This window comes from Mucilaginibacter celer, assembly GCF_003576455.2.
Classification (GTDB): Bacteria; Bacteroidota; Bacteroidia; order Sphingobacteriales; family Sphingobacteriaceae; genus Mucilaginibacter; species Mucilaginibacter celer.
Genome location: NZ_CP032869.1, coordinates 1,028,634 through 1,052,268 on the forward strand (window position 1 = coordinate 1,028,634; position 23,635 = coordinate 1,052,268).

18 protein-coding genes are annotated in these 23,635 nt (G+C 43.9%); 16 read left to right on the forward strand and 2 right to left on the reverse strand.

Features of this window, described 5'->3' with window-relative positions:
• Nucleotides 1-3: 3 nt before the first annotated feature.
• The 12 genes from HYN43_RS04110 to HYN43_RS04165 all read left to right on the forward strand — a co-directional run bounded on the left by HYN43_RS04110 (nt 4) and on the right by HYN43_RS04165 (nt 14,862).
• A complete protein-coding gene (locus tag HYN43_RS04110; RefSeq protein WP_119408252.1) occupies nt 4-915 on the forward strand; it encodes an eCIS core domain-containing protein in 912 nt (303 codons plus the stop codon).
• Between the two features lie 14 nt (nt 916-929).
• Entirely contained in the window at nt 930-2,246 is a 1,317-nt protein-coding gene (locus tag HYN43_RS04115; protein ID WP_205589864.1) for an ATP-binding protein, read from the forward strand.
• 475 nt (nt 2,247-2,721) lie between these two features.
• Nucleotides 2,722-5,037 (forward strand): histidine kinase dimerization/phosphoacceptor domain -containing protein, encoded by a 2,316-nt coding sequence (locus tag HYN43_RS04120; RefSeq protein WP_119408254.1) that lies wholly within the window; start codon nt 2,722-2,724, stop codon nt 5,035-5,037.
• A gap of 7 nt (nt 5,038-5,044) precedes the next feature.
• Nucleotides 5,045-6,994, forward strand: coding sequence for a sigma 54-interacting transcriptional regulator (locus tag HYN43_RS04125; protein WP_119408255.1), 1,950 nt, complete (start codon nt 5,045-5,047; stop codon nt 6,992-6,994).
• A gap of 201 nt (nt 6,995-7,195) precedes the next feature.
• A complete protein-coding gene (locus HYN43_RS04130) occupies nt 7,196-7,384 on the forward strand; it encodes a cold-shock protein (protein ID WP_119408256.1) in 189 nt (62 codons plus the stop codon).
• Nucleotides 7,385-7,455: 71 nt separating this feature from the next.
• Complete coding sequence (locus HYN43_RS04135) at nt 7,456-7,908, forward strand: cold-shock protein (protein WP_119408257.1); 453 nt, start codon at nt 7,456-7,458, stop codon at nt 7,906-7,908.
• A gap of 461 nt (nt 7,909-8,369) precedes the next feature.
• Nucleotides 8,370-8,552, forward strand: a complete 183-nt coding sequence (locus HYN43_RS04140) for a hypothetical protein (protein WP_119408258.1) — start codon at nt 8,370-8,372, stop codon at nt 8,550-8,552.
• 208 nt (nt 8,553-8,760) lie between these two features.
• Nucleotides 8,761-9,306 carry a GNAT family N-acetyltransferase gene (locus tag HYN43_RS04145; RefSeq protein ID WP_119408259.1) on the forward strand — a complete coding sequence of 182 codons (546 nt, stop codon included), beginning with the start codon at nt 8,761-8,763 and terminating at the stop codon, nt 9,304-9,306.
• 6 nt (nt 9,307-9,312) lie between these two features.
• The gene (locus tag HYN43_RS04150) at nt 9,313-10,488 is read left to right on the forward strand and encodes a M20/M25/M40 family metallo-hydrolase (RefSeq protein ID WP_119408260.1); all 1,176 of its coding nucleotides are present in this window, start codon (nt 9,313-9,315) and stop codon (nt 10,486-10,488) included.
• Nucleotides 10,463-11,803 carry a sigma-54-dependent transcriptional regulator gene (locus tag HYN43_RS04155; protein WP_119408261.1) on the forward strand — a complete coding sequence of 447 codons (1,341 nt, stop codon included), beginning with the start codon at nt 10,463-10,465 and terminating at the stop codon, nt 11,801-11,803. Before HYN43_RS04150 ends, HYN43_RS04155 begins: the two co-directional genes overlap by 26 nt.
• Before the next feature lie 738 nt (nt 11,804-12,541).
• Nucleotides 12,542-13,933 carry an outer membrane beta-barrel protein gene (locus HYN43_RS04160; RefSeq protein ID WP_119408262.1) on the forward strand — a complete coding sequence of 464 codons (1,392 nt, stop codon included), beginning with the start codon at nt 12,542-12,544 and terminating at the stop codon, nt 13,931-13,933.
• Nucleotides 13,934-14,271: 338 nt separating this feature from the next.
• Nucleotides 14,272-14,862 carry a hypothetical protein gene (locus HYN43_RS04165; protein WP_119408263.1) on the forward strand — a complete coding sequence of 197 codons (591 nt, stop codon included), beginning with the start codon at nt 14,272-14,274 and terminating at the stop codon, nt 14,860-14,862.
• Nucleotides 14,863-14,953: 91 nt separating this feature from the next.
• Here the strand turns inward: HYN43_RS04165 and HYN43_RS04170 are convergent, their stop codons facing one another.
• Both HYN43_RS04170 and HYN43_RS04175 read right to left on the reverse strand, forming a co-directional pair.
• A complete protein-coding gene (locus tag HYN43_RS04170) occupies nt 14,954-16,114 on the reverse strand; it encodes a trans-sulfuration enzyme family protein (protein WP_119408264.1) in 1,161 nt (386 codons plus the stop codon).
• Nucleotides 16,115-16,116: 2 nt separating this feature from the next.
• Nucleotides 16,117-17,445 carry an APC family permease gene (locus tag HYN43_RS04175; RefSeq protein WP_119408265.1) on the reverse strand — a complete coding sequence of 443 codons (1,329 nt, stop codon included), beginning with the start codon at nt 17,443-17,445 and terminating at the stop codon, nt 16,117-16,119.
• A gap of 343 nt (nt 17,446-17,788) precedes the next feature.
• Here HYN43_RS04175 and HYN43_RS04180 point away from each other — a divergent pair, with 343 nt between their 5' ends.
• The 4 genes from HYN43_RS04180 (at nt 17,789) to HYN43_RS04195 (ending at nt 23,505) form a co-directional block, all read left to right on the forward strand.
• A complete protein-coding gene (locus HYN43_RS04180) occupies nt 17,789-18,820 on the forward strand; it encodes a LacI family DNA-binding transcriptional regulator (RefSeq protein WP_205589865.1) in 1,032 nt (343 codons plus the stop codon).
• 332 nt (nt 18,821-19,152) lie between these two features.
• Nucleotides 19,153-19,812: a basic secretory protein-like protein gene (locus HYN43_RS04185; protein ID WP_119408266.1), complete on the forward strand. Its 660-nt coding sequence runs from the start codon at nt 19,153-19,155 to the stop codon at nt 19,810-19,812.
• Nucleotides 19,813-19,990: 178 nt separating this feature from the next.
• Nucleotides 19,991-22,279, forward strand: a complete 2,289-nt coding sequence (locus tag HYN43_RS04190) for a GH92 family glycosyl hydrolase (RefSeq protein ID WP_119408267.1) — start codon at nt 19,991-19,993, stop codon at nt 22,277-22,279.
• A gap of 260 nt (nt 22,280-22,539) precedes the next feature.
• Nucleotides 22,540-23,505 carry an NAD-dependent epimerase/dehydratase family protein gene (locus tag HYN43_RS04195; RefSeq protein WP_119408268.1) on the forward strand — a complete coding sequence of 322 codons (966 nt, stop codon included), beginning with the start codon at nt 22,540-22,542 and terminating at the stop codon, nt 23,503-23,505.
• Nucleotides 23,506-23,635 lie beyond the last annotated feature (130 nt).

The window sequence follows — 23,635 nt, forward strand, 5'->3', positions numbered from 1 at the left end:
CTCATGAAATCAATCCATACCCGGCAGCCGCTTAACCAGCCACAGGCCGATAAAGCAGAAAAACCTTTTTTTAACGGCAGCCGCGAAAAAGCCAAACAGGATAACGATGCCTTTTTTCAGGCCCGTAAAATAGATGGTAACCAGGATACCGCCCTCGAGCAGGAAGCCGATGCCGTTGCCCATAAAGTAACCATGGCGCAGCAGGAACCTACCAAATCATCGCAACGCATGGGCCAGATGAGCGTACAGAAAAAAGGTGCGGATGAAGAAAAAGATGCCAAGGCCGGGCAGAAAAAGGAGAAGAAAGACGAAAAAGAAGAAGGTAAGCCGCAGAAAAAAGACGAGAAAAAGGAAGAAGAAAAACCACAGAAAAAAGAGGAAGAGAAAAAAGATAAAGAGCCGCAGAAAAAGGAAGAGGACAAGAAGGACAAGGAGGGTGTGCAGAAAAAAGAAGAAGAAAAGAAAGATAAAGAGCCTCAGAAAAAAGGCGAGGAAGATAAAAAAGACGAAGGCAAGCCGCAGAAAAAAGAAAAAGGCGATGAAAAAGATGATAAGGTCGCCGCGCAAAAGAAAGAAGAAAAAGGCGGAGGCGTAGAAAAAACGGAAGGAAAGCCCGAGGCACCGGAGGCCAAATTTGATAGGTTACTGAACGAGAGCAAAGGCGGCGGCAGCCCGCTGCCGGCCAAGGTGCGCGCGCAATTGGAACGCCAGATGAATGCCAATTTTGAGCAGGTAAAGATCCATACCGGGCAGCAGGCGGTTGAGCTTTGCAACTTATCTAAAGCACATGCCTTTACGCATGGTAATGATGTTTATTTCAATGCCGCCAAGTTTGATCCGGAAAGTACAGCAGGCATGAACCTGTTGGCGCACGAGTTAACCCATGTTATACAGCAAAACGGTCCGCGTAAATAGTTATGGTTACAGATTTGAAACAGATAAAAGCGTTATTGCAATATACGGCGGGCTATCTCAAAGCCAGGCTGCAGGCCGTATTGGGGAGTGAGGTGACTTTTTTACCTCCGTTACTACCCCGGCTAAACCGTGACGGCAGCGGTATCGAAAAGCTGATTAGCGATTATAACCTGGATAGCAATGAAGTGATCATACTGATGATGGCTTTAGCCCCGCATTTACAGGTTGATTTTTTTGATGAGATCATTCAGCCCTTTATGCAGGAATCGGGCGATTTTCAGCAACTGGGCGGCGTGCGCAGCCGTAACGGGCGCAGCTTTTTGCCAACCGGGCAAACCGCCGCTTTTATTTTGGCAGGTGATGACATGGAAAAGCGCCTGGAAATAGCGGCCCTGTTTCACCACCAAAGCAACTTTGCCAAACAGCACATTTTATATCTTGAAGATGTGCCGGAGGGAGAGCCCGCATTATCCGGCCGGATTGTACTGCAACCGGAATACCTTGAATTGCTGATTACCGGCACGCAATCCATCCCCAAACTAAGCATGAACTTCCCGGCCCAACACCTCGAAACTACCTATAACTGGGACGACCTGGTGCTTGGCGACACCACCCGCCAGCAAATTGCCGAACTGGAAAACTGGGTAAACTATCAGCAGGTTTTAATGACGGATTGGGGCATGGAACGCAAGCTGAAACCGGGCTACCGGGCTCTATTCCATGGGCCGCCGGGAACGGGTAAAACACTTACGGCTTCGTTGTTAGGTAAATACACCGGCAAGCATGTATTCAGGATCGATCTATCCATGATCGTATCCAAATTTATAGGTGAGACCGAAAAAAATCTATCCAAGTTATTCGAGAAGGCCGATAATAAAAACTGGATCCTGTTTTTTGACGAAGCCGACGCGTTGTTTGGCAAGCGTACCAATGTAAAAGACGCGCATGATAAATATGCCAACCAGGAAGCCTCATACCTGCTGCAAAGGGTTGAACAACACAACGGATTGGTGATATTGGCTACCAACTTTAAAAACAATATCGACGAGGCCTTTATGCGCCGCTTTCAGTCGGTTATCCATTTCCCGCTACCCAATGCCGAGGAAAGGCATATCATCTGGCAGAAAACATTTCCACCCAAGGCCAATCTTAACGGGCATATAAACCTCGAGCAAATTTCGCGTAAGTATGAACTGAGCGGGTCGGGTATTTTAAATGTGGTGCAGTTTGCCTGCCTGCAAATGCTGGCCCGTAAGGAAGCTAAAATCTCCAACGAGTTGATTTTAGAAGGGATTGAGCGGGAGTATACTAAAGAGAACCGGGTTTGGTAAAGCTCTGAAAAAGAATGTCCGCTTGTTTTTGTCTGAACCCGAATTTGTCGAATTTATGGAATGGACAAAACGCGAAGCAAATTCGATGAATTCTCATAATTCCTTAAAATTCGAGTTCAGACAAAACCATACGACCAATAAACGCAATACGCTAAACATCCCATTCGCCTTGTTTTGCAATTTTATTCGCTGTAAAAATAATGTCACACCCAACTCATCAAAGGATAATCCATACAACAAAAACCGTAAAAAATACATTGGATTCGGTACCCACAACCGATAGTTTTAATCAAACTGAAGTGATACTTTTCTTAATAGCCGCACCTTAAACGCATACCAAATAAATAAGGCTGATTTGACCAAAAATGAATAAATTTACTGATCAAAACCTGTCATAGTTCCGCTGTATTTACCGGGGTGAGCAGGGTTGTTGGGTTGTTTATAAGTGTCTTTTTTACAATAAAATACGCTGTTCATGTTTAAATATATAACGTTATGTTTTATTGTTGTTTTTTTTGCGACAGGCTCGCTGGCGCAAAAAAAGATGGACGTTGCTACCATTAAACTAAGTCTCGATAATCAAAAAAATAAGGTAGATACCAATACCATTAAACTGCAGATCAGGCTCGGGAGTTATTACCTCAATAAAATAGGCGATCATAAAGAGGTTCTGGACAGCGGTATAACCGCTTTTAATAAAGCCATACAAATGAGTATGGCTATCCGGTCAATAAAATGGCTTAACGAGGCCCTGATGCTTAAAGGCGCGGCATACTTTAAACAAACCGATTTAAAACAGGGTAAGGCTGCTTTTATGCAGGTAGTTAGCTATTACCGCAAAACCGGCGATACCTATGCCGAAGGCCAAACCTGGGCACGCCTGGGCGATAATATTTCGGTTGATCTTACGGATGCGCAAGCTATTCCTGATAAAATAAGCAGCTACGGGCAGGCCCGCGCTTTATTTAAGCAAAACGGCAAAAAAGTAGATGAGGCCGATATGATCCGCAGTATTGCCGATATCCATCTCAACCAAAAAAAGCTTGATCTTGCCGAGGGCGAACTGAAGCAGGCTTTGAAACAATATCAATCTGTTGGTTATAAGCGGTTGGCTACTACCTATCATTCTCTTGCCGAAATAAGCAAGCAAAAAATCGATCTGCACAATGAACTTCGTTACAGGTTGGAAGTAATTAAAACCATGGAAGGAACAGCCGATACCGCCCTGGCCGATTTTTATTACGCGAAAGTAGCCCTGGTTTATGCCGATCTGAACAAGTACGATCAAAGCCTTACGTACATCCTCAAATCGGCCGAAATATTAAAACAGCGCAAGCAATACGAGGATTTTTACGGTTACCTGAGCCTCATTATTTACGATTATATTACGGCAAAGCGCCCGAAAGAGGCATTGGCCTACCTGAAAAAAGCGGTAAATGATGTACCGCCGGTTATTCTTGCGCAACAGGTGGATATGTACGAGGCATTCGGTAATATTTACGTGGCCCTGAAAGATTACCCCAAGGCCGAGCTGTATTACCTGAAGATGATGGAGGTGTATAAAACAACCACCTTTAATAAAGATTTTTACACTACCAACGAGCAAATGGTGACCGATTTTGTTCACTATAATGAAACCATGGGTGGTTTTTACCTGCTCACCCGGCAGTTTAAAAAGGCGGGCGTTTATACCGAACAAATCCTGAAGTTAAAGCCCGAATCTATCCGGCCAATTACGCTTACCAAAATACACCGGATGCAGTTTAGGGTTGATTCGGCGGCTGGTAATTATGTATCGGCTATAAAGCATTTCGAGATCAATAAACGGATTGACGATTCGCTGTTTAACGCTATTAAAAATAAACAGATAGAAGAGCTTGATTTTACTTATAAAACCAACGCTACAAAGCAGCAAATAAAACTTTTGCAAATGCAAACCAACAGCCAGAAGGCCGAGATCCAAAAAGCCAATATGCAGCGTAATATCACCTTTGCGGGTGTGGCCATGCTGCTTGCCATAGCCGGGTTTGCGTTTAACGGCTACAGGCTTAAACAGCAAAGTAACCGTCAATTGCAACTAAAGCAGGCGGAAATTAATGCGCAAAATACCTCGCTGCAAAAGCTTGTTCACGAAAAAGATAACCTGCTTGATGAAAAAGACTGGCTGTTGAAAGAGGTGCATCACCGGGTAAAAAACAACCTGCAAATTGTAATGAGCCTGCTTAACACGCAATCGGCATTTTTAAAAAACAACGCGGCGCTGGCTGCCATTCGCGAAAGCCAGAACCGGGTGCAGGCCATAGCTTTAATTCACCAAAAGTTGTATAGCAATTCGGGCGTGGCTTATATCGATATGTCGGTGTATATTAATGAACTGATCAGTTACCTGGCCGATTGCTATAATCCATCAGGCCGGGGCATCCGTTTTGAGCAAACAGTTCAGCCCATAAAACTTGATGTTGGCCAGGCGGTGCCGGTTGGTCTTATTTTAAATGAGGCTATAACCAACTCCATTAAATACGCGTTTGAAGGGCGTGGCGGTGAAATAAAAATAGCCCTGCAACTTGCCGAAGAAACTATTGTACTCACCATAGCCGATAACGGGAACGGATTGCCGCCGGGCTTTGATGTACGCCAGGCAAACTCACTGGGTATGGAGATGATGAAAGCCCTGAGCAAACAGCTTGGCGGCTATTTTAAAATTGAGAATTGCCAGGGCGCCGTTATTACGGTTGAGTTTAAAGCCGAGACCATATTAAGCAAGATAGAAACAAATACTTTATATAGTTAATTTACTTATGAGCAGAAAAATATTAATAGTTGAGGATGAATCGCTGGTGGCGTACGACTTGAAATTAATATTGACACGCGCAGGATACCGGGTTTGTGGTATTGCCGATTCGGTGGCCGAAGCACTGGAAATTATTGAAGAGCAAAAGCCCGAAATGGTGTTGCTCGATATATTTTTAAAAGGAAATTTAAACGGTATTGACCTGGCCGGTATCCTCACATCAAAAAATATTGCCTTTGTTTACCTCTCGGCTAATTTCCAGGAAAGTATTCTGGAAAAGGCAAAAGCCACCCAGCCTTATGGTTTCCTGGTTAAACCCTTCCGCGAAAAAGAATTGTTGATTACGCTTGATGTTGCTTTTTACCGTCACCAAAACAGCATCGAATCAAAATTACGCCGGGAACAGGCGCTGGAGCAGGTTTTTAAAAATATAGTGGCCGAGCCTATAACCTGGAAACAGAAACTGCTTAAAATTTCGACAAGTTTACAGCCACATGCCCCCTTCGATTATTTAACTATTATTGTTAAAACCGCCGCCGGCTTCTCTGAAGAAGCCATTTCATTTTTACGTACAGGTTTTGATGAATACCAGGTTATTGGCACCGACGAGTTTTTAAATGTAACCAAAGTTAGTAAAGCCCAGTTAAAACAAATGCAGGCTGATAGTCCGCTGGTTACTAAAACCGGTTTTTATAACGGGGCCGATTTTATCAGGCTGCAATCGCAGTTTCCGGTTAAAAAGCTGCTGGCGCATTCCTTTAACATGCAATCGTTTTTGGCAATACCTTTAATTACTTCGAAGGGCGATAACATATCGTTTTCGTTTTACAGCCGCAAAGCCGATTGTTATAGTAATGATCATGCTGTACTGCTGGATAGGTTGCACCGGTCGCTCTTAACCGCCATTGAAGAGATTATGCCGGTAGACCACAGCGAAATAGAGGCTGCAAAAAATGATAAGTATGCAGGCAAAGAATTGACTGAAAAAAATAAAGCAGCGGGCTTTCAGGGTATTATCGGCAAAAGCCACCAGATGCTCACCGTGCTTGATCATATTGGCATAGTGGCCCCGCTTGATACATCGGTGTTGGTTTTAGGTGAAAGCGGTACAGGCAAGGAACGTATTGCAAAAAGCATTCATTATTTATCGCCCCGTAAAAATAAGCCCCTTGTGGTGGTTAATTGCGCCTCTATGCCGGCTACCCTCATCGAATCGGAATTATTTGGGCACGAAAAGGGAGCTTTTACCGGGGCTGTTGAAAAGCGTACAGGCAAATTTGAACTGGCCGATGGCGGCACCATTTTTTTGGATGAGATAGGTGAGATGCCTGCGGAGCTGCAGGTAAAGCTGCTGCGTGTTTTGCAGGAGCAGGAAATTGAACGTATTGGCGGCAAGGGGCCCATCAAAATAGATGTGCGCATAGTAGCTGCTACCAACCGCAATCTTGAAAAAGAGGTTGAGGAAGGCCGTTTCAGGCTTGATCTGTATTATCGCTTATTTGTGTTTCCGATTATTATACCGCCCTTACGCGAGCGTAAAGACGATATCCCGGTTTTAGCCAATCATTTTTTAGACCGTTACGCGCAAAAAAGCGGGAAGAAAATTACCGGTATATCAACCGATGTTATGGCGCAATTGCGTGATTACCACTGGCCCGGCAATGTTCGCGAACTGGAGCATTTTATAGAGCGAAGCGTATTACTTACCGATGGCCCCCTGATTAAACAGGCTTACCTGCCCAAAATGCAAAATAAAAAGGAGAGCCCCGTTTATGAAGATGCAGCTACCGACCGGTTAAAAACCATTGATGAACACGCACGAGAGCATATTTTGGAAGTTTTAAGGCGTTGTAACGGAAAGATAAGCGGAAAGGATGGGGCGGCTTCAAAGCTGGGCTTGCCGCCGTCAACATTGCATTCAAAAATGCAGAAGCTGGGGATAAAGAAGTGGGAGTAGATAAAATAAATGACTTCTCAAACGGATGTATATTATTAGGCTATAAACCAAATCAACAGGTAAAACCTTAGTTATTCTTACCCGAATGGCTGGCTTTGTTTCTTTTCTTCCCTAATTTATAAATAAATGTTAAATATTTTGATTAAAAAGAAAATATGTCAATTGTTATGAGTATATTGCACACTTATTAACAATAATAAAATGCAAGGAATAGTAAAATTTTTTAATGAAACAAAAGGTTTCGGATTTATCACACCAGATGCTGGTGGCAACGAGATATTTGTTCATTCAACAGGTCTGATTGACAACATTCGCGAAAACATCGCTGTTAGTTATGACGTTGAAGAAGGTCGTAAAGGCCCAAACGCAGTAAATGTTAAAGTAGCTTAATACACTATATAATCATTGTGAGAGCATCCCCCATTCGGGGGATGCTTTTTTTGTTACACTTAATCAAAAACATGGGTAGATCCACAGAAACATTTAGTAAAAAAGAGCGCGAGAAGAAAAAGCTCAAAAAACAACAAGACAAAAAGGAAAGGTCTGACGATCGTAAAACTAACGCTGTTAAAGGGCAAGGTTTAGCAGATATGATGGCTTACGTTGATGGAAGCGGCAACCTCACCTCCGTGCCTCAAGAGCAGGGTAACCGGAAAAAAGTATTGGCCGAAGACATCCAAATCGGTACCCCTAAACAGGAAGATATCGAAGTAGAAACCGTAAGAAAAGGCACAGTAACCTTCTTTAATGAATCTAAAGGCTTTGGTTTTATCAAAGACCTGCAAACTCAGGAAAGCATTTTCGTACATATCAACTCAGTCAGCTTCGCGATCAAAGAAAATGACAAAGTTACTTTCGAGGTAGAGCAAGGTCAAAAAGGACCTACCGCTGTAAAAGTCGCGAAAGCTAATTAACGACGGAAACAGAAATGAAAACTGAAGATCTGAAAATAGAATTACGTTAGCTGACCAAAGATGATTACTTTATCGCCGTTGTTGGTGTTGTCACTGTTGACAATACCAACAGCGGCGCTGGATCACAAGTCATCCACCCACAATACCACCTCACAAGACTTGCGCTAACGACCAACAAAAAATCTTCCGAACACCTGTGGTAACAAATACCAACAACGGAGCGGCTGTTTCTTCCCACGGGTTACGCTATTCCTAAACCCGCGGTAGCTTTTTTTTAAATGACTTCTGTTAATCAATAGTTTATCATTTTGATAATATAATTCTACCAAAATGATAGGCAGTGGTTAACCATCCAATATCGATAAATAACAATTTTAACGTAGATGGGGCATGTATGGTGACTTTATGAGCTTTTTGGCACAGGTTTAGTTTGCCCTGGGCATTACAATAAAGTTAAAATAATGGATTCGTTTTATATCGTACTCGAAATTACCGCTTTAATAGCCGTAATTATCATTCCGCTGGCTGGCCCAAAAAAGGAAAAAGCATCCCCCAAAACAGAAATGAGCGCGCTTGCCGTAAATGCCGATGGCTATCTTGAAAATTTTAAAAGCAGCCCGGAGTATCAACAGCCGGTTGAATAAACATCAAAATATCTTGTTTTGAAAATAGAAGCCTTTCATTTTGATAGGCTTTTTTTATGCGGATAGATCAGCCGCAAACTTAAAATCTTCATTTACATCATCTAAACCCATAAATGGCTTGGGTGTGCCACAACGGGCATTCTTTTGGCATTGGGGTATGTACAGTTATTCAACAAATCCGTGCTGGTAACTGAAATAAACATTTAAAATGGAAGATGAACGAATTATTGTGAGGCCGGCCATCCCGGCCGATGTGGTATTTGCCGACGAGATCATCAAAGAAATGGAAACCTCGGCCATAGCAAGGGGCTCAGGCATTTCAAAAAGATCGGCCGCCTCAGTAATTGAAAAGATCGACGAAGGCAAGGCCATCGTAGCCGTAACCGAAACCGGCGAATGGGTAGGTTTTTCGTACATCGAAACCTGGGATAACGGCGAATTTGTATCCAACAGCGGTTTAATTGTATCGCCAAAACACCGTAACCAGGGTGTGGCGTCCGAAATCAAGAACCGGATTTTTAACCTGTCGCGCAGCAAATATCCTTGGGCAAAAATCTTTAGTATCACCTCCGGACTGGCTATCATGAAAATGAATACCCGTTTAGGTTTCGAGCCGGTAACGTATTCGGAAGTGGCGCGCGAAACCCGTTTTTGGGATGCCTGCAAAAGCTGTGTGAACTATGATGTACTGCAAAATAAAAACCGCTGTAACTGTCTGTGTACAGCCATGTTGTTTGATCCTCAATTAAACTAACCTGTTATGATAAAAACATTAAGCGAACAGCAGCCGGCCATAGCCCCGCCAGTGCAAACGCTGCCCTTAAACCCCCATTTTTTTAGCGAAAGTGTTGTGCTGCTGCAAAAAATGATCAAAACGCAATCCTTTAGCGGTAATGAATCGGCAGTTGCCGATATCATTCACCAGTATCTGTACGAATACTCGGTAAAGGTGCACCGCAAGGGAAATAATATCTGGTGCTTTAATAAATACTACGATGAAACTAAACCGACAATACTGCTTAACTCTCATGTGGATACGGTTGTGCCAAACGAGGGTTATACAAAAGATCCGTTCTGCCCGGAAATAGCCGATGGCAAACTTTATGGCCTTGGCAGTAACGATGCCGGTGGTTGCGTGGTATCATTGATAGCAGCCTTTCTGCATTTTTACAGCTACCATGGCCTGGGCTTTAACCTTTGCCTGGCCATTACCGCCGAGGAGGAAAACTCGGGCGAAAACGGTATTAAATCAATCCTGCCTTTGCTGGGTACTTGCGAGCTGGCCATAGTTGGCGAACCTACGCTGTTGCAAATGGCCATTGCCGAAAAAGGCAACCTGGTTATTGATTGTGTAAGTAACGGCCGCCCCGGCCATGCCGCACGCGAGGAGGGAGATAACGCCATCCATAAATGCCTGCGCGATTTGGAATGGTTTAGCCTTTACCAGTTTCCGCAGCAATTGAAAGGTTTGCCGCCCGTAAAAATGACGGTGACTACCATTAAAGCGGGTTCGCAACACAATATTGTGCCGGGGCGTTGCGAGTTTACGGTGGATATCAGGCACGATGATACTTTTTCGCAAAAAGAGATTGTGGATATTATCAGGCGAAATGTTTCCTGCCAGGTAAATCCGCGTCCGGGTTCGTTGGGTGCATCATCAGTTTCGCCCGAGCATCCTATTGTTAAGGCCGGTATTGCAATTGGCTGCAAAACTTATATTTCGCCTACCACCTCAGATCAGGCCTGGTTATCTATCCCCTCGGTTAAGATTGGTCCCGGCGATTCGGCCCGCTCGCACTCGGCAGATGAATTTATTTACCTCGAAGAAATTAAGAAAGGTACCGGCCTGTATGTAAGGCTGCTTGAAATGCTGCCGCTGATGCTCATCAATAATCCTAACAAATACAAAAATGAAATCAGGCATATTAATAATTGATGATGAGGTTAAGCTAAGCGAGCTGATGGCCCGCATCCTAATGCTTGAAGGTTATGATGTGATCCAGGCACCCAATGCTAAAGCCGGTTTGCGCATTATTGAGCGGGAGGATATCCGTGTGGTTTTAAGCGATGTGAAGCTGCCCGACGCCAATGGCGTTGAATTGGTGCAGCGCATCAAGCAAATAAAACCTTATATCGAGATTATAAACTTAACAGCTTTTGGGTCGATAAGTGATGGCGTGCTGGCCATAAAGAACGGTGCTTTTGATTATTTAACCAAGGGCGATGATAATGATAAAATACTGCCGCTGGTAAGTAAGGCGCTGGACAAGGCTAATCTGCAATACCACATCAGCGAAATGCAGAATGAGGTGGAAACGCAGCATGGTTTCCCGATAGTGCTGGGCAATTCGCCTGCTATTCTGGAGGCGGTAGAGCTGGCAAAAAAAGTGGCGCGCACTGATGCTACCGTTTTGCTTTTGGGCGAAACAGGCACAGGTAAAGAGGTATTTGCCGAAGCCATTCACTACGAAAGCCTGCGTAAAGAAAAGCCCTTTGTTGCAGTTAACTGCAGCGCCTTTAGCAAAGAGTTGTTGGAGAGCGAACTGTTTGGTTACAAAGCAGGTGCCTTTACCGGGGCCCTTAAGGATAAAAAAGGCCTGTTTGAAGAAGCCAGCGGCGGTACCATTTTTTTGGATGAACTGGGCGAAATGAGCCACGATTTGCAGGCTAAGCTTTTGCGGGTGCTGGAAAACGGCACATTTATAAAAATAGGCGAAACCAAAACCATCAAGGTTAACGTGCGCCTGATAGCCGCTACCAACCGCGATTTGCAAAAAGAATCGGAAGAGGGGCATTTCAGGCTCGATTTGTTTTACCGTCTGTCGGGTTTTTCTATTGTATTGCCGCCCCTGAGGGATAGGATAGGGGATATTGAAGTGCTGGCCCGGCATTTTATCAAACTATACTCGGCCAAGGTGAAAAAGAAACAGCCCGATGTAGATGCCGGTTTTTTTAAGCTGCTTAACCAGCATAAATGGAACGGCAATATCCGCGAGCTAAAAAACGTGATTGAGCGGGTTATTATCCTGATGGACGAGCCGGTACTTACCCCCAAACTACTCCCCAATGAGTTTCATAACGGAGGCTATTATGACCTGGTTGCGCTTGATCTGGATAGCGTAGAGAAACACCACATCCGCCGGATATTGAAGTATGTTAAAGGCAATAAGTCTGAGGCGGCGAGGGTGCTGGGGATTGGCCTGGCTACGCTTTACCGAAAGATTGATGAGTATCATATACTGATGAATTAATTGATCATGATAAATCCTCTTTGTCATGCTGAGTAAATAAAAGCCGCGGCCTCTGAAGGATATATGACATTTTCACCTTTGTCATGCTAAGGAACGAAGCATCTTCTTCGTTCTGCATAGCCGCCATGCTTGTCATGGGTAGGAACGAAGGATCTTCTTCTTACGCTGCCGCAAGCGTCCTCGCTTGTGGCCCGTGTTTAGGTCTGCGACTTGATGAGATGGTTAGCTTAGAACCACAAGCGAGGACGCCATAGCCGTTAACTTAAGGGTTAAATCGTTAAAAAGCAGGGGAATTTGCGATTCCCCTCTTGAGAGGGGTGGAGGGGTGTGTTATTCTGCATGCGGCTTATCGCTTGTATAACACACCCCTTCTCCCACTCTTTCCCATCGCGCCCCCTCTTGAGAGGGGATTTTAAACGCGATTAGGCTAAAATATTCGCTTAAGTTAACGGCTATGGCGAGGACGCTTGCGATAGCGTTGAGCAATGACTTTAATCATAAAGTTTTCACACTCACCATGAGAAAATCACCATCTCAAAATGAGATACTTTATCAAACTATCGCTCAACGGAAAATAAAATAAAAATTAATAGAGGTCTGATAATCAAATCAACCACAAAATATTGCAACCACTTGGTATAGCAATTGGCAGGCGTGCCATAATTAACGCAGGCCGGGGCAAATTAAATTAAACACTGCTAACTGCCCCTGTCGCGAACAATTAATATCATATTTAAAATGAAAAAACTTCTCTTATTTATTGCTTTAGGCCTTACATTACTTTTAGCTTATGCACAGGCAAACGCTGCATCTTTAACCGATACTACCGCCGTTAAAGACACCGTAAAAACCAAACCCGAACCATTTGCCTTTGGCGATTTTACTTGGCTTAACGGTAACGACCGCCGCCACAAAGCCCTGTTGGATACCAAATACTTCACCGGTCGTTTTTTGTTGGATTTTAACTATACAGCCTCAAACCATAACCCGGTTGACCATACCGTGGTAGGTTCAACCGCCCTGGCCCGCGATCATGAATTTGAGATCTCGACAGTGGCTTTAGGCGGCGACTTTCATTATGATAATGTACGTGCCAGCGTGCTTACGCAGTTCGGCACCCGCTCAACCGTAGTGCCCCGTAATGATTTCAGCGTTACCCGCGGCCAGTTCGATCTGGCAACGGCTTACCGTTATTTAAGCGAGGCCAATGCCGGTTACCACTTTGATGTACTGAATGGTATTAACGTTGACGCAGGTATTTTTATGTCATACATTGGTTTGTTCTCTTATTACAATGCCGAAAACTGGGCCTATCAGCCATCATTTACCAGCGATAATACGCCATGGTTTTTTAACGGTGTAAGGATCCAGATCTTCGTATCAGATAAATTGAAGATAGAGCCCTGGATTATCAACGGCTGGCAATCGTATGGCATGTTTAACAGCAGGCCGGGTATTGGCGGCCAAATTTTGTGGAGACCAAAAGAGTGGTTACAGGTATTATCAAACAACTATTACGGTGCCGATACGCAGGATAAACCAGGTCGTAAACGCTTCCATACCGATAACAGTGTGGAGGTACGCTACTATAAAAATAAAAACACATTTGTAAACAGTTCGGCCTTTTCTATCACGGGCGATTTGGGTTACGAAAAAGGTGATGGTGTAAACGGTTTTAAATCAGACCCGGTTAAAGGCCCTGAACAATATTTTGCAAGCGCGATGGTGTACCACCGCATGGTAATGGCCAAAGGGCACCTGGGCTGGACGGTTGGCGGTGGAGTAATGAACAACCCCGGCCGTTACCTTGTGCTTTACCCAACAGGCGATGCCAACCCTATTCCGGCCGTGGGTACGGGCAATATCGGCACACATCCATTTTCGGCAAATCCGGGCGATAAATTTCATGGTTACGATTACTCAACCACAATCGATTTAATGCCTAACGATTACCTTACCTTCAGGATGGAAGTGGTACATCGCCATGCCGATGTGCCTTACTTTGCCGGTCACGGTGGTGTTACATCGCCGGATGGTTACAATACCACACCACTTGGCGGTACTAATTTTGTACCTGATCTGGTAAACTCAGAAACGAGGTTTATAGCTGCTTTGCTGGTTAGGTTTTAAGCCGCGGACTTTTATATAAACGTACTTTGAAACCGCGATAACTTATTCCTTTTTCATTGTGGAGGATAGGTTTAGTAGAGGTTGGAGGCCGGGTTTTGCCGCCCGGCTTTTTTATGCCCTTAATTTCGCCGGATGCAGTACCGGACAGATTGATAAAAGGTTTTACCTAAAAAGTAAAATTTAATCTGCTGATGCATAATGTGCTGGCTTTTTTGACAGGAAAGGCGAAGGGAACAATATTGTGTGTTTAAACATTTTTTTCAATGTTTGCGCCAAAATAAAATAGTATGCCTGTTTAAGGGGGCTATTTAACTTTAATTACAATACATAATAATAAAATGAAAAATTCAATTAAAATCATCATCCTGATGGTGTTGATCGGGATGCAGGCAGGAAGGGTAAATGCCCAGGGTAATGAAACGGGAATATATTTAACCGCCGCAGATTACAAGGCCGGGAAACTAAGCTATGCCAACGCAACCAACCTTAAACTTAACGGGTTTTTGGGTGGAAGCCGTGTTAGCTTCACCGATCAGGGAAAAAAAGTGAAACTGAAAAAAGCAGGAATTTATGGTTATCGCGTTAACGGTGCCGATTACAGGTACCAGGGTAACCAGGCCTATCGGATCCTGGATACAGCCGGCTTCACCATTTACAGCCGCGAGCGTTTGGTGCCGCAGGGTAAAGGTTATGCAACTACCATCCAATACTATTATAGTGTTGATGGTGCGTCGGTTGTTAATGATTTAACTGTGGCCAATATCGGCAAAAGTTTCGCGGGCCAAACCGAATTCAGGTATAATCTTGAGGGATCTTTCCGCGGAGATGCTGATCTGGCCGCCTACGATAAGCTGAGCAAACAATACAAAATAAAATACCTGTATTTTGAGCAACAGCGCCACGCTGCCCAACAGCACGCATCCATTTAATAAATAACTATTAACTATTTGATTAAATCCCCCCGGTTCGGCATTGTCCGGATCAAAACAAAAGTCCCGGCGCAAGGCCGGGCTTTTGTGTTTAGATGCTGTTAAGGGCCTGCTCCAGGTCGGCAATGAGGTATTGCGGCTCTTCGAGGCCGATGTACATCCTGATGAGCTGGTGGCGCTCATCGTGTTCGTTATACTGATCTTCATTAACTGAGGCTATAGCCGGTACTACCAAACTTTCGTGCCCTCCCCATGATACCGCCAGTAGAATATGTTTCAGGCTGTTGCAAAACGTTTCTATTTTATCAAACGAGCTGTTTTTTAAGGTGATGCTGAATAGGCCGCCGCAACCCTGCATTTGCTTCCGGACCAATTCGCGCTGTTCAAAATCGGGACTGAAGGGCCATATCACTTTTTGCACTTTAGGATGGTTTGCAAGCCATTGGGTAACGGTTTTGGTACTCTCAAAACTTCGCTGTAAACGTAGTGGGAGGGTGCGCAGGCCACGTAGCAGCAGCCAGGCTGCGGGCGGCGAAAGTGCGGGGCCAAGGTTCATAAATTCATGCTCAAAAATATATTTAAGCATTGCTTTATTGCCGGTAAGCACACCTGCTACCACATCCGAGTGCCCACCAATATATTTTGTTGCTGATTGCGCTACCAGATCTACACCCAACGATATGGGCTGTTGAAAAAGCGGGCTGCAATAACTGTTATCAATTAAGGTTGTTATGTTTTTTGAACGGGCCAGCGTGGTTACGCGTTTTATATCCTGCAAATCGTAACAAAAAGTGTTGGGGCTTTCCAGGTAAATCAGCCGTGTTTGTGGCTGTATTGCTGCTTCGAAATTTTCGAAAACTGTTCCGTCGATAAAAGTAGTGGTGATGCCGAATTTGGGCAGCAAATCCTGAAAAAGCTTGATGGTCCAGCTGTAAATATTATCAACTGCGATAATATGATCGCCCGATTTTAATAGCGAGAGGATAGGGATACTGATGGCGCTTATCCCGCTGCTGAATAATAGCGCGTCTTCAGCACCATCAAGGGCTGCCAGTTTTTTTCGTAAAATATTAAGTGTGGGGTTTTGTCCGCGCGAATAAAGGTTGCCCTCAAACTCGTCTTTCATGGCGGTTCTCAGTCCGGCAACATCTTTAAAACAAAAGTTGCTGCTTTGCATAATAGGCGGCGAAACGGCGTTGAAGTACTGATCTCTTTCTTCTCCCAGTTCATTTAATATAAATGAAATATCCATAGTTAAGGTGTAGTGAAGGTTTTTTGGCTTCGTTTTGTAATAAAATAGATGATAAGGCCGGCAATGAACGCCAAAATGCATATTAACGCTGCCCGCGGATTTTCGATAAAAATACTGATGGTTACAAACCAGTAGGTAGTTATAAAAATGATAGGTATTAAAGGATACCATTTCATGCTGTAAATACCTGTATCGTTTAAATGTTTGGTTTTTCTGCGTAAAATAAAAATGCTCACCGCGGCGGTGGATAGGCCTATCGTATCAAAAAACATTACATAACTTAAAATTTTTTGAAACGAACCGGCAAAAAGCAATATAATAAGTACTGCTGCCACAAAAAAGCTAAGCCCAAACTCCTGTACCTGGGTTTGGCGGTTAACATGTTTAAACTTTGCCGGCAAAATCCCGTCTTCGGCCATGGCGTAGTAAACGCGCGGGTTAGCCATAATATTTACATTAACAAAGGCCAGCACCGAAACAAACATCAATAGCGATACTATTTTATACCCCGCAGCGCCAAATAAAACACCTGCCAGCGTAGCCGCCAGCGTGGTTTTTTGCTGTAAGCCGTTAATCCCCAAAACCGAATAATAGGCAAAGTTGATAAGCATATATAATGCTATCACAGTAGCTATTCCAAAAAAAATAGCCTTGGGGATATTGGTTTTAGCGTTTATAATGTCTCCTCCAAAATTTATGGTTTGCTGATAGCCTCCATAGGTAAAAAAAACAGCCACCAGGCTTAGTCCGAACGCACTTATGCCGTTATTATTATGGTATTCAATCACTTTATCTGCCCGCACTATATTTCCTTTAAAAACTGCGGCGCATATAATCAATATCATGCCTATTTTAAATAGCGTAAGCACGTTTTGCGTACGTGCGCTCATTTTAATACCCAGGTAATTTATTATATACAATATCAGTACCGAACTGATGGTCATGATTTTTACGCCCACATCGTTTTGCAAACTTTGCGGCATAATAACCGGGTTAATGTATTCGGCGCCTATTAATGCTACGGCGGCAACCGATGCAGCGTTGCTTATCACCAACACCCAGTTAATCATAAAAGCAAAGGCCGGGTGAAAGCAGAATGAAAAAACCTTGTAAAAGCCGCCGGTGGTAGGGTAGCGGGCACCAATTTCGGCAAAGGTTAAGGCGCCGCACAGGCTTACCGCGCCGCCAAGCAGCCATGCGCCAAAGTAAAGGTAGGGATTGCTGGAGCTTTTGGCCACCTCGGCCGGTGCCGCAAAAATACCCATGCCTATCACCAGGCTTATAACAATCATGGTAAGATCAAAACGGGTAAGTTTGGGCGTTATGCTCATGCAGTTTTCAAATCAATTAACAGGGATAAACACGGAAGTTAAATTTAATATTTTTAAACCACAATTAATAACCCGGTGCTTTGATATACTGCTTGCGGATTATTTATAGCAATAAGGAGTAACTATTCCCGTTTTTTATCCTGTTTTGTAACAATTAATTAGTGTTAGCCTCAAAATAAGGAGGAAAAGGTATCTTTAGCCCTCAATAACATATAATTTGGTTGTCTGGAATTAATTTAACCTGTTTTGACGCAGGGATAACCGCTAATTGAATGGTTAAAAGGAGATTAACAACCACTTCAAATTTTAAAACGTAAATAACCTAATACCTGAAGTTAATAAAATGATGAAAAAAAAGATATCCATTAAGGATATAGCCAAACTTACAGATACCTCAATTACCACCGTATCTTTTGTTTTAAACGGTAAAGGCCGGATAAGTAAAGAGATCAGTAAAAAGATATTGGATGTTGCCCAAAAAAACGGCTACGAGCCTAATCGTATGGCTGTTGGCCTGCGTACAGGGGTATCAAAAGTTATTGGTTTGATAGTTGAAAACATAGGCGGCCCTTTTTTTGGAGAAATGGCCAAGGTAATTGAAGAGGAAGCCGAAAAAGACGGATACCGGATTATATATTGCAGCACCAACAATAACCTGCAAAAAGGCAAGGATATGATCAGGATGCTATCGCAGCAACTGGTTGACGGTTATATTATTACCCCGATGAAAGGCCTTGAAAAAGAGATTCAAAGCCTGGTTGATAATGAAAAGCCGGTGGTGCTGATTGACGGATATTTTCCCGGTATTGATATACCGCACGTATTGGTTAACAATTATGAAAGTGCTTACAGTGCGGTTAGTTGTTTTGTAAAATCGGGCTATAAAAATATCGGCCTGGTTACTGCCGATCTGGGTTTGGTGCAGTTAAACGATCGTGTGGCAGGCTACAAGGCGGCCTTGACAGATCATCATTTAAAAGAAAATAACAAAATGGTACTGAAGGTGCCCTTTGATGTAAATAAGAATGATGGCGCTGCATTGATCAAAGAATTTATCGGTAAGCAAAAGCAGATGGATGCCATTTTCTTTACCACCAATTACCTGGGCACCATGGGGCTGCAGAGCATCCGCGATCTTGGACTTAGCATCCCCGATGATTTGGCGGTGATCAGCTTTGATGATAATGAGATTTTTAACCTGTACCCGCCGGGCATCACCACCATACAGCAGCCCACTTATGAAATAGCCAAATCGGCAATTGATATTTTAATGGAGCAGATTAACAGCCGCCAGCTTGATGCATCAAAAATCGATCTCCAGATCCCCTCGAAACTGATTGAGCGTGGATCGACGGCAGCAAAGATTACGGCTTAGTTAGGGCTGCTTAAATTTAGGCGATAAGGAATTTTAAAACAATTTGGTAAAACGTTTTATTTGTTTAGATTTGAAAAGATTTAAGGTACTGAGTAATCTCCGGGGGAGTTATATTCCCTGCCTTTATCTTCAAATGCTTCATAGTTCTTTTTCCCTTAATATTGTTTAATTAATTATAAAAACGCCTGTTGTTGAAGCAACAGGCGTTTTTTTGAGGTAATTGGAGCGAATAATTAGCAATAATATTACAATATATAGGCCCGGTACCGATAAAACGTTTTATCTATATTTGGCTGTTTCGGCGTTTTTAGCCGATTTTATCTTAATCGTCAATGAAAAAAATTACTATTCTGTTTGCACTGCTAATTTCGGGTTTGTTTGCTGCGGCCCAGGACGTTTATAAGCAAAAAGGTTATGAAGTTACCTTTATCAGCAAAGATCCATCTTTTAGCCCGGCGCTGAAGGACCGGCTTATCAAAACCTTTTTCGAGGTATATCCTAAACTGGCTAAAGAGTACAATAAAAAAACATCAAAAAAAGTAACCTTTGTTATTGATACAGCTTATGATGGCGTAGCTGCCACCGGTAATGATACTGTTGTTTTCAGCGCTAAATATATGGCGAAATATCCGGGAGATATTGACGTGGTTACGCACGAGGTAATGCACATTGTACAGGCTTACGGCAACAGCGACGGACCCGGCTGGCTAACCGAGGGTATTGCCGATTATGCCCGCAATAAATTTGGTGTTGACAATGCGGGCGCCAAATGGGCCTTACCTGCTTTTAAATCAACCCAAAATTATGATAACGCCTACCGCGTAACTGCACGCTTTTTAGTGTGGATAGAAAAGAACGTAAAACCCGGCCTGGTAAAAACGCTGGATAAACAACTGCGCGACCATACTTTTACCAACGATAGCTGGAAAAACCTTACCGGCAAAACAGTTGACGAATTATGGGCCGCTTACGCAGCCAACCCGACAATTTAATTAAAGCCGGTACAAAAACGTTTGTGTAACAAATGGGGTTACAGGTTATTGAACCACCCGTTTTACATAAATTAGCAACCTTATCACAAAATCAAATCAAAAGTCTGTAATTAATTAAGAGCGGGCGGGTGATGATAAAAAAATTCCTGTTAAAGGGAATACTGATATACTAAAACAAATGAAGCGATTACTTACAGCATTATTAATGGCATCGGCCGTATACGCACAGGGCCAAACCAAAACAGAAAAGCTGGTTAACTATGTAAACCCAATTATTGGCACCCAGCGCATGGGGCATACTTATCCGGGTGCAACCGTACCTTTTGGTATGGTACAGCTTAGCCCCGAAACAGATACCGCCAGTTATGAAAAGGATGGGCACTACAATCCCGACGTTTATAAATACTGTGCCGGCTACCAGTACGATGATAAAACCATAGTGGGCTTTAGCCATACACACTTTAGCGGTACAGGCCACTCAGACCTGGGCGACTTTTTGATTATGCCTACCGTTGGGCAATTGAAGCTTAACCCCGGTACTGCCGATAAACCGGGCAGTGGTTACCGCTCGGCCTTTTCGCACCAGAACGAGGTAAGCCAGGCCAACTATTACAAGGTAAAGCTTGATGACAATAACATCACCGCCGAATTAACTACCACGACAAGGGTTGGCTTCCACCAGTATACCTTCCCCAAATCAGATCAGTCGCATATTATATTGGATTTGATGGCCGGCATTTATAACTATCCGGATAAAAACATCTGGACTTACCTGAAAGTGGTTAACGATTCAACCGTTGTTGGTTTCCGCGAAACCAATGGCTGGGCACGTACCCGTACCTTGTATTTTGCCATGAGCTTTTCAAAGCCTTTTTATCAGCACGGTTATAAAAAGTATGATAAACGCGAAGTTTACGGCGGTTTCTGGGGCAAATTTAACCAGGTTAAAAACTTCCCCGAAATTGCCGGAAGGCAGCTGCGCACTTACTTCGATTTTAAAACCGAAGAAGGGGAGAAGATCAAAATTAAATTCGCTATCTCGCCTGTAAGTATGGATGGCGCGCTGAATAACATGCGCACCGAAGCACCGGGCTGGGATTTTGATAAAGTGAAAAACGATGGCCAGCAGCTTTGGGAAACAGAACTGCACAAAATTGAAATTGCCGGAAGTAAAGAAACCAAACAAAATTTCTATACTTCCATGTACCATACCATGATTAACCCAACCGTTTACATGGATGCCGATGGCCAGTACAAAGGCCTCGATCAGAACGTACATAAGGCCGATGGTTTTACCAATTACACTACTTTCTCGCTTTGGGATACCTATCGTGCACTGCATCCGCTATTCAATATCATCGAGCCGAAACGGAATGCGGATATGATTCAATCGATGCTGGCTCATTACGATCAGAGTCCGGAGCACATGCTGCCGGTATGGTCAAACTCGGGTAACGAAAACTGGTGTATGAGCGGCTACCACAGTGTTGCTGTTATTGCCGACGCTGTGATAAAAGGCAACGTAAATTTTGATGCCAACAAAGCACTTGATGCCTGCGTAGCCACCGCCCGTCATCGCGATTACGAAGGTATTGGCGAGTATATGGATAAAGGTTATATCCCCGATGAAAGAAGCGGCGTATCAGTATCATCAACTGTTGAATATGCTTTTGACGATTGGGCTATCGCGCAGTTAGCCAAAAAGCTGAACCGTAACGATATTTATGAGGAGTTCATCAAACGATCGGAAAATTATAAGCATGTTTACGACGCTTCGATAGGCTTTATGCGCCCTAAATCGGCAAGCGGTGCATTTCGCGCTAAGTTCGATCCGTTGAGCACTATTAACGAAGGTTTTATTGAAGGCAACAGCTGGAACTACACGCTGTTTGCACCGCAGGATCCTGAAGGTTTGATCAAATTGATGGGGGGCGATAAACGTTTTGTACGTTACCTGGATTCGTTATTCACCATGAACCTGCCCGATAAATACTTTGCCGAAACCGAGGATATTACCCGCGACGGGATCATAGGCAACTACGTGCATGGCAACGAGCCATCGCATCACGTAGCCTACCTGTACAACTGGACAGATAAGCCATGGAAAACCCAGGAACGTGTACGCATGATTTTGCCAATGATGTACAAGCCAACTCCTGATGGTTTAGGTGGCAATGATGATACCGGCCAGATGAGCGCCTGGTACATATTTACCTCGCTTGGTTTTTACCCGGTAGCACCAGGATCAGACGAGTACTCAACCGGTAGCCCGGCTGTTGATCATGCGGTGATTAACCTTGATAACGGCAAAACATTTACCGTTAACGTTAAAAACCAGGGCCCTAAGAATGTTTACGTACAAAAAATGGTGTTGAATGGCAAACCGCTTGATAAGCCGTTTATCAGCCATGCCGATATTATGAATGGCGGCGAGATCACGTTTTACATGAGCGCGAAGCATAAGTAAGAGAGATTAGCGCTTGGAGATCAGAGATTAGTTGTCTCAAGGCTAATTTCTGATCTTTCTGCTCGCGACATAATAAAAAAGGTCATGTTGAACTTGTTTCAACACCCCACTCGCTAAGCAACCATGCTAAGCAAATCGCCCACTTGTCCTGTGGGATGCCGAAACAAGTTCGGCATGACGGTGACAGGAATAGCGGCTAAAGAGGCTCAATCTTCTTCGCTTTAAAAAAAAGCATTTTAATCCTACAAAATCTATAAAACGTGTATAGTAACAAGAAATCTATCCTTGTAATTGGTGCATTGGGTCAAATTGGTACTGAGTTGACCATTGCCCTGCGTGCAAAATATGGCGTTGATGCGGTTATCGCTTCAGATCGTCATCCGGCAAATGAAAAAACAACAGAGGCGGGGCCTTATGCGCAGTTAAATGTGCTTGATAAAGCGGCCCTGCAAACTTTGGTTCAGGAAAAAAGTATCACATATATATATCACCTCGCGGCTGTATTATCGGCAACAGGCGAGCAAAATCCATTAATGGCCTGGGATATCAATATGCAGGGCCTGTTAAACGTGCTTGAGGTAGCCCGCGAAGAAAAGCTGGAGCAGATTTTCTGGCCAAGCAGCATAGCCGTTTTTGGCCCGGATGCGCCTAAGGTTGATTGCCCGCAGGATGGGGTTACCAATCCATCTACTGTTTACGGGATCAGTAAAATAGCCGGCGAGCAATGGTGCCGTTATTATTTTGAAAAATACGGCCTCGATGTACGCAGCATCCGTTATCCGGGCCTCATCAGTTATTCGGCCCCTCCGGGCGGCGGTACTACTGATTATGCTGTTGCTATATTTCACGAAGCGATAAAAACCGGAAGCTACGAATGCTTTTTGGCTGAGGATACCCGCTTACCGATGTTATACATGGACGATGCTATCCGCGGCACGCTCGAACTAATGGAAGCACCTGCCGAAAGTATCAGCATCCGTACCTCCTATAATCTGTCAGGCTTAAGCTTCAGCGCCGCCGAACTTGCTGCCGAAATACAGAAACACAAGCCTGAGCTACAGGTAACCTACAAACCGGACAGCCGCCAGGCTATTGCCGATAGCTGGCCGCAAAGCATTGATGATGCCGTAGCGCGTAAGGATTGGGGTTGGAAACCGAAATTTGATGTTGGATTGATGACCGAGGATATGCTGCAAAACCTGGGCGAACTGTATGCGAATGCATAAAATATTTTGATAATAAAATAAAAAGGGTTTCTGGGCAAGGAACCCTTTTTTATTTTAAAACCAGCCGATAGGTAACGCAAGCACCAGTTGTAAATACTGGTGCTTAAAGGATTCTTTTTAATGTTTAATT